This window comes from Desulfobacter sp. UBA2225 (genome assembly GCF_002348205.1).
Taxonomy (GTDB): Bacteria; Desulfobacterota; Desulfobacteria; order Desulfobacterales; family Desulfobacteraceae; genus Desulfobacter; species Desulfobacter postgatei.
Genome location: NZ_DDYV01000010.1, coordinates 1 through 7,180, shown reverse-complemented (window position 1 = coordinate 7,180; position 7,180 = coordinate 1). Strand labels below are relative to the sequence as shown.

Annotated in this window: 4 protein-coding genes; 2 read left to right on the top strand and 2 right to left on the bottom strand. The window is 46.8% G+C overall.

What is annotated here, in order from left to right:
• Positions 1 to 279 precede the first annotated feature (279 nt).
• Positions 280 to 2,559 (top strand): phosphoenolpyruvate--protein phosphotransferase, encoded by a 2,280-nt coding sequence (gene ptsP / locus B3D59_RS00385; RefSeq protein ID WP_286817105.1) that lies wholly within the window; start codon positions 280 to 282, stop codon positions 2,557 to 2,559.
• Between the two features lie 58 nt (positions 2,560 to 2,617).
• Here ptsP and B3D59_RS00380 read toward each other — a convergent pair whose 3' ends face one another.
• Together B3D59_RS00380 and B3D59_RS00375 are read right to left on the bottom strand one after the other, a co-directional pair.
• Complete coding sequence (locus B3D59_RS00380; protein WP_286817104.1) at positions 2,618 to 5,875, bottom strand: PAS domain S-box protein; 3,258 nt, start codon at positions 5,873 to 5,875, stop codon at positions 2,618 to 2,620.
• 9 nt (positions 5,876 to 5,884) lie between these two features.
• Positions 5,885 to 6,562, bottom strand: a complete 678-nt coding sequence (locus B3D59_RS00375) for a transglutaminase-like domain-containing protein (protein ID WP_286817103.1) — start codon at positions 6,560 to 6,562, stop codon at positions 5,885 to 5,887.
• Positions 6,563 to 6,923: 361 nt separating this feature from the next.
• Between B3D59_RS00375 and B3D59_RS00370 the strand changes: the two genes are divergently transcribed.
• Positions 6,924 to 7,180 (top strand): DVU0298 family protein (locus B3D59_RS00370; protein WP_349676849.1); only part of this gene is annotated, 257 nt, incomplete at its 3' end.

Here is a 7,180-nt window from a genome sequence, read left to right as displayed (position 1 = left end):
GTGGCCGATGTTATGACCAAGCCCCTTTTTTCGTTGAATCTTGAACTGTTTCAAATTAGATTAGAGCCTGGGCTTTGTGAATAAATCTCTATTGGAGGCAGACGTCAATGTCATAAAGTTAAGATGCTTTCAAATTAAAACCACGAAGTTCACGAAGAACACGAAGTATAGTGCGCTAATATCTTCGTGAACTTCGTGCCCTTCGTGGTAAAATAAGATACTCAATGCTTAAGTTTATGACATTGAGGCAGACGTGACACCTGTGAAGCAAGGAAAAGTATGAATAGAAAAGAACCCGACCATCTCAACCTGCTGTTCGACATGGGGGAACTTGCCTCCATCATCACCAGCGGATCGGACATTGAAGCGTTTCTGACCGGTGCCACTGAACTTGTGGCAAATCACCTTCAAGCCCATGTCTGCTCCATCTACCTTTTTGACTCACGTTCCAAAGAGTTGGTCCTGAAAGCCACCCGGGGTCTGAAACCCGAAGCCGTTGACCGGATCAGGATGCTGCCCGGAGAAGGCCTGGTGGGCCAGTGCTTCTCCCAGGACCGGGTTCTGCGGGTGGGAAACGCAAGAACAAGCCCGGGGTTCAAATATTTTGACAATGCCGGAGAAGAACCATTTAATTCTTTTCTTTGTGTGCCCATCCGACGCGGGGTGGTGAAGATCGGTGTTCTGGTGGTCCAACAACGGGAAATGGACCATTTTACCCTGCTTGATGAACGTGCATTGAGAACGGCCGCCACCCAGCTGGCCGGTGCCATTGAAAATGCAAGACTGCTTATGGCCCTGGCCTCTGAGCCCGCCGATCCAGACGAAGATGCAGAGACCATTGCAAAAACATTCCCCGCATTCATTAAAGGCAAATCCGACGGATATGGCTCAGCCTTTGGCACGATCCGGCCTTCGAGAAGAAAACGCAAAGCCATTCTGTTTGAGGCGGACCCATCCAATGTCACCTATTCCCTGGGTGATTTTCAAACCGCCGTGGAAAAAACCATTGATGAGTTAAAGGCACTGCAGGATAAATTTGCCGCAAGTCTTCCGGAAAGTGAATCTTTGATCTTCACGGCCCATTTCATGATGCTCAAGGACAAAAATTTCACCGGAAAAATGAAAACCCTGATAGAACAGGGCCTTTCTCCTGTGGCAGCCATCCAGCAGGTCGCTCTGAAATACATCAAGGTTTTCTCGGATAATCCCAATGCCTATATGCAGGAAAAAGCCGTGGATGTTGAGGATTTGGGCATACGTCTTTTGTCCCATCTCAAGGCCGTGCATACGCCCAAGGCCGCTGACAGGGGAACGATCTTTGTTACCCAGGACATTTACCCCTCGGACATGATGAAACTCACCGCCGACGGCATCCGGGGCATTGTGCTGGTGGGCGGCGGCGTCACCTCCCATGTCACTATTCTTGCCCGTTCCCTGTCCATCCCGCTGATCATTGCCGATGACCCTGTATTTCTGGATCTGTCCGACACCACACGGCTGCTGCTGGATGCCGGCCAGGGCAATATTTACATCAATCCCGATGATAACACCCTTTCCATATTCAAGGCTAAACAAGAGGCAGAAAGTCGGGCAAAGGCCCGGGAGATGCAGCCTGCCACCTACACCCTTGACAACAGACGCATCCGGTTGCTTGCCAACATCAACCTGCTCAGTGAAATTCGCCTGGCCCGGAAACTGAAAGCCGAAGGCATTGGGCTCTACCGCACGGAATTCCCGTTTCTCATCCGGGGCGGTTTCCCTTCTGAAGACGAACAATATTTTATTTATAAGGGCCTGTTTGACAAGACCGAACCCGGAACCGTCACCACAGTGCGCACCCTGGATGCCGGCGGAGAAAAAGTCATAAAGCACACGGATTTTATCCAGGAGGCCAACCCGGCGCTGGGGTTGCGTTCCATTCGCTTTTCTTTGAAATACCGCCAGATTTTCCAGGCCCAGATCAAAGCCATTTTAAGGGCGGCCCATGGCAGGGAAAAGGTTCGCCTGATGTTTCCATTAATATCCTCCATTGACGAATTCGTAGCGGCAAAACAGGTAATGGCCCAATGCATATGTCAGATGGAACAAGAAGGCGTACCCCACAAAAACGACTCTGAGGTGGGCATGATGATTGAACTGCCCTCGGTGCTTGCCACCATAGATGAATTTGCTCAACTGGCAGATTTTTTTGCCATCGGCACCAACGACTTTATCCAGTATATGTTGGGCGCGGACCGGGGCAACAAACTGGTGGCCGAGTACTATATCCCCTATCATCCTGCCGTGAACCGCGGCATTGCAACCATTGCAACAGCGGCTGCCAGCCATGGCATTGATGTATCCGTGTGCGGAGAGATGGCCCATGATCCCGACCACATCCCCTTTCTGATCGGAGTGGGTATCACCACCCTGAGCGTGGATCCCAAATTCCTGCCCAGGGTCCAGGCCACGGTCATGGAGACAAGTTTTTCCAGGGCAAAGGCCTATGCCCACCGTCTGCTGGAACAGACCCGGGTCAAGGATGCCGCTGAAGTGTTGAAAACCGGACCCGGAAAATGAGGGTTTGTTTTCTTTGGCTATCAGTAATTTTTACCGTCAGAGATTAAGGCCGATCGGCCTAATCTTTATTTTCAGATTTAGCATCATCCAGAACTTTTCGAACCATCGACGCCAAATCTGATTTTACAACAGGCTTCATTAAGAAGCCTTTTACCCCAATAGCTTCAGCCTGCTCTTTGTTGATCCTTTCGCTGAACCCGGTACAAATGACAATAGGTATATCCGGTTTTATGGATAAAATCTCTTCTGCGAGTTGATCACCAGTCATATTCGGCATGGTCATGTCAGTAATGACAATGTCAAAGGCATCCGGATTTGAACGAAAAACCTCAACAGCATCCAAGCTGCCTGTACGCATCGTAATTTGATAACCAAGCCGTTCAAGTATCTGCTGTTCAAGGTTGGCGACTGCGGCGTCATCATCAACCAGAAGAATATGTTCATGCCCCATCTTAATTTCGGTTTTTATTTCTGCAGCCCTTTGGTTTTCTGATTGACTCATTAAGGGTAGATAGACGCTGAATACAGTACCTGATCCGATTTGCGTTTCGACTTCAATCTCGCCACCATATTCTTTAACGATCCCGTACACCACGGCGAGTCCAAGACCGGTTCCCTTACCTTGCTCTTTGGTCGTAAAGTAAGGTTCGAATATCTTGTTTTTGACTTTGTCCGTCATACCGGTACCATCGTCGGAAACAGTAAACAGCAGATACTTTCCTGAATGAATGCCGGTATCCGTTAAATTGGTCCGATCAATTTTGATCTCCTCAAGAGCAACAATTATTTTGCCGTTTTTTTCCTGAACCGCATGGTATGCATTGGTAATAAGATTCATTGCAACCTGATGGAGCTGCGTGGCATTTCCCATAATGAAACCGCAATTTCGTTGAATTTTTTGCTCTATCTTAATATTTGCCGGAATGGTCGCCCGACAAAGCTTGAGGACCTCTTCTAAAATATTCTGGAACCTTATCGGCATTTTTTTCTGGTCTGATTGACGGCTGAAGGCGAGAATCTGTGCCACCAATTCTTTGGCTCTATGGCCGGCCTTATATATTGCATGTGCGTATTTGTGCTCCGGGCTTCCGGCCGACAGATCCTCCATCAGCATCTCCGACATTCCAATGATGGGAAATAAAATATTGTTAAAATCGTGTGCAATGCCACCGGCAAGGTTACCGATCGCTTCCATCTTGTGTGCTTGTTGAAGGCGCTTTTGCAATTCTATGAGTTCCCTTGTATCCCTGAATACAGAAAGCTTGGACAGAGATCCGCTTTCATTCACAAAGACAGTAGTTGAAACATTGAAAGAACACTTGTCCAGAGGGCTGAAAATATTTTTTTCGGCATGACCCGCCTGAAATGTCTCACCATATTTGCACCACCGACATTTTCTATCGAACCCATGCAGTGCTTGGTAACACAACTCCCCTGTGGCGTCACGGCCGACCCTGTCAATCATGGCTTGATTCATATATTGTATTATAAAATCGTCCGAACAGATATAAACCGGGTCTTTTATCGCCTCCATCATTGTTCGGTATTTGATTTCGCTTTTCCTTAATTTATCTTCAGAACGCCTGCGTTCAGTAAGGTCAACCCCCAAACAAGTCACATCAATCACATTTCCTTCAGCATCCTTGGTCAATACATTAGACCAGGCGACATTAAAAATCTGGCCCGATTTTCCAAGGATCTCATTTTCAAAATTCGAGAACCCAAGCGTATCCTTTTGCCCCATTACAGTGTGGAAAACCTTTCTGACATCTTCCCGGATATTTTCCGGAATGAACAAGTCAAACCAATTCCGCCCCGTAACTTCATTTTCTTTCCATCCGGTGAGGGCCAGAAAGTGCTCATTGACAAAAGTGATTTCAGCGCTGGTATTTATTGAAATACCGATTTGAGGGGTGTTGACAAGGACATTCCGCCATTTGAGCTCTGAATGTTTCAGCGCCATTTCAGACTGTTTCCGCTCTGTGATATCCATGTGGGTACCGAGCATTCTGACAGCCTTGCCCTGCTCATTTCTTTCAACAGCCTTTCCCCGGGCTAAAATCCAACGCCATTGATTCTCTTTCGTGCGCATACGATATTCGATCTCAAATGGCTCTGCATATTTAAGATGTCGAAACACGGTTGCCTCTGATTCAGGCAAGTCATCAGGGTGGAGCAAGCTCCGCCATGTTTCAAAGTTCTGGGGCAATTCGTAAGCCTCATATCCGAGCATGGTATACCAACGTGAACTGAAGTAGACCTCGCCGGTATCAACTCGCCAATCCCAAACAGCATCCGAGACTGAATCAAGCGCCAGTTTGAGCCGTTCATCGCTCTTTTGTAATGCCTCGTCGGCTATACGCTTTTCAATCAAAAGAAGAATATTTGATACAAAGGCCTGAACCTGAGATACATCTTGACTTGTATAATCGGAATCCTTATTGGCCACCGCAGCCAAAGCGATTACTTTTTCATTTCTAACAATTGGAACACAAAGGAAATTTTTGATGGGAACATGTCCATCAGGCAATCCTTTTTTGCGGCTATGATCAAGGTTGTAATCATTCCAGAAAAGCGGCTTTCGTTCAAGGACTGCCTGACTCCAAAGTCCTGCTTTAGTAATGGGAAAATGAATGGGTTGGTCTTGGACTCGGCACTCATTCATGGCTTCTTTTGACCAAGCGTTGACTTCCAGTTGATCTTCCGCATCGTTAATAAAACCGAAAAATGAATACCGGCTGCCTGTAAGCTCTTGGGTTTTCTCCAAGACCAAGTTGAACAAAACCTTGGGGCTGGCTTCGGTCATTTGGGCTATAGACCAAAGCGACTCAAGGCGATCTTCCAATGCTTTACGATCTGTTATATCTCGAAGGAAACAAACACATTGCCCGCCTTCCTCAGGTCGGAATTGAAGACTGACTTCAACATCGAAGACGGTTCCGTCTTTGCGGCGATGTTTAGATTCAAATCGATCTGATCCTGTCAAGGCGACCTTTTTCATATGTTGGGCTACCAGCTCTGGTGTTTCTATGATTTCAAAGTCCGAAATGTACATAGAGAGCAATTCTTTTTCACTATAGCCGCTCATGCGGCAATAAGCATCATTAACCTCAAGGAGTTTGCCTTTGGTGTCCGTAAGCCAATAACCGTCCAAAGAGGCTTTAAGAATTGATCGATATCGGTTTTCGCTTTTTGCGATTTGTTTTCTATGTTCTATCTCCGTCACTCTTTTCAAACCACTCTTGGAGATGACGGCAATCAATTTTTGTTGGAAATGTTCCATGTCAATGAGATCTTGTAGGCTATATTTCATCATTTACTCTATTTATTTAGGATGCAGTTCTTTTGCCTCAGCATTGAAATCGCCTGAAATTCCACCCGATTCAAAATACCTGGGATAGGCGCTCCGGTAGGCCGTCATCAGTCTGTCCCAGGGCAGATCCGCAAAATACCCATGGTCTTGAACATATTCCATATGCTCCTGCCCTTTGGCATCAAAGGGATGAAACACACTGTCTTCCCGGCCATTAAATTCCAGGGGCAGTACACCAAAATTCTGACACAGGCTTAAGTTGAATGTCGGTGTCGCCTTGACCCATTTTTCTTCCAGAAATATATCGGTATACCCGTGCCATTCAAAAAGATCCGTGCCCATTTTTTCTCTGAGCTTGGGCGTGGTCAAGTGGTTCTTCACATTGGCAAACCCCAGACGGGCGGGTATGGACTGGGCCCTGAGACAGGCGGCTAAAAGCACAGCCTTTGACACGCAGAATCCCTTGCCTTCGGTCAGAACCCGGCTTGCCTTAAAGCCCTCTTGGTGATTCGGAATCTTATAGGGGTCATACCGGATTTGATCCCTGACAGCGTAGAAAATGCTTACAGCCTTTTTCACGGGGTTATCCGACGATCCTGCATGCCGGGCTGAAAATGCAATAATCTTTTCATGATCCGAATTAATAAAAAACGTCGGTGCACCATACAAGGAGAGCTGGTCAATATCCATATATCTTATCCTGAAAATTAAGTTGTGAATATAAATCCCAATTCCGGGGTTGTGCCACATATCCGATATACCGGTTACCTGCCCTGAAATCAATCCCCACACCTGTATCGAGACACACTTGTATGTCAAGTTTTGAGACAAATGAACCTTGGCCCGGTTTTCAAACCTGCCGGACATTTTTTTCTCAACCCGTCTGAAACACCTATTGTCAAGCCGTTTGATGCGACTCAACGATGGGGTAACATTCAACAGCACGGCATAAAGCGACCTGGCATAATTTGTGCTATTCCATTTAAATAAGAACCCCATAAGATAATTTCAAAGGCGGCCAACAGCAATAACTATTAGAAAGAGAACAGCCATGAAACCATACGGCAGAAAAATAAAAAAACAGGTAGGCGAAATTCTTGCCCTTGGCAATCGCAGCCAGGCCCTAAACAGGCTGGCCCAGATTCCGGATGCCCAGCTCATCGGACATTTGTTCTCTTATTTTTACAACAAGGAGGAACTGATTAAGTTCCGCAGCGTAACCGCCATGGGGGAGCTTGCCGCAAGGATTGCGGATAATTCCATGGAAAAAGCCAGAATAGTTATGAGACGAATCATGTGGAATTTGAA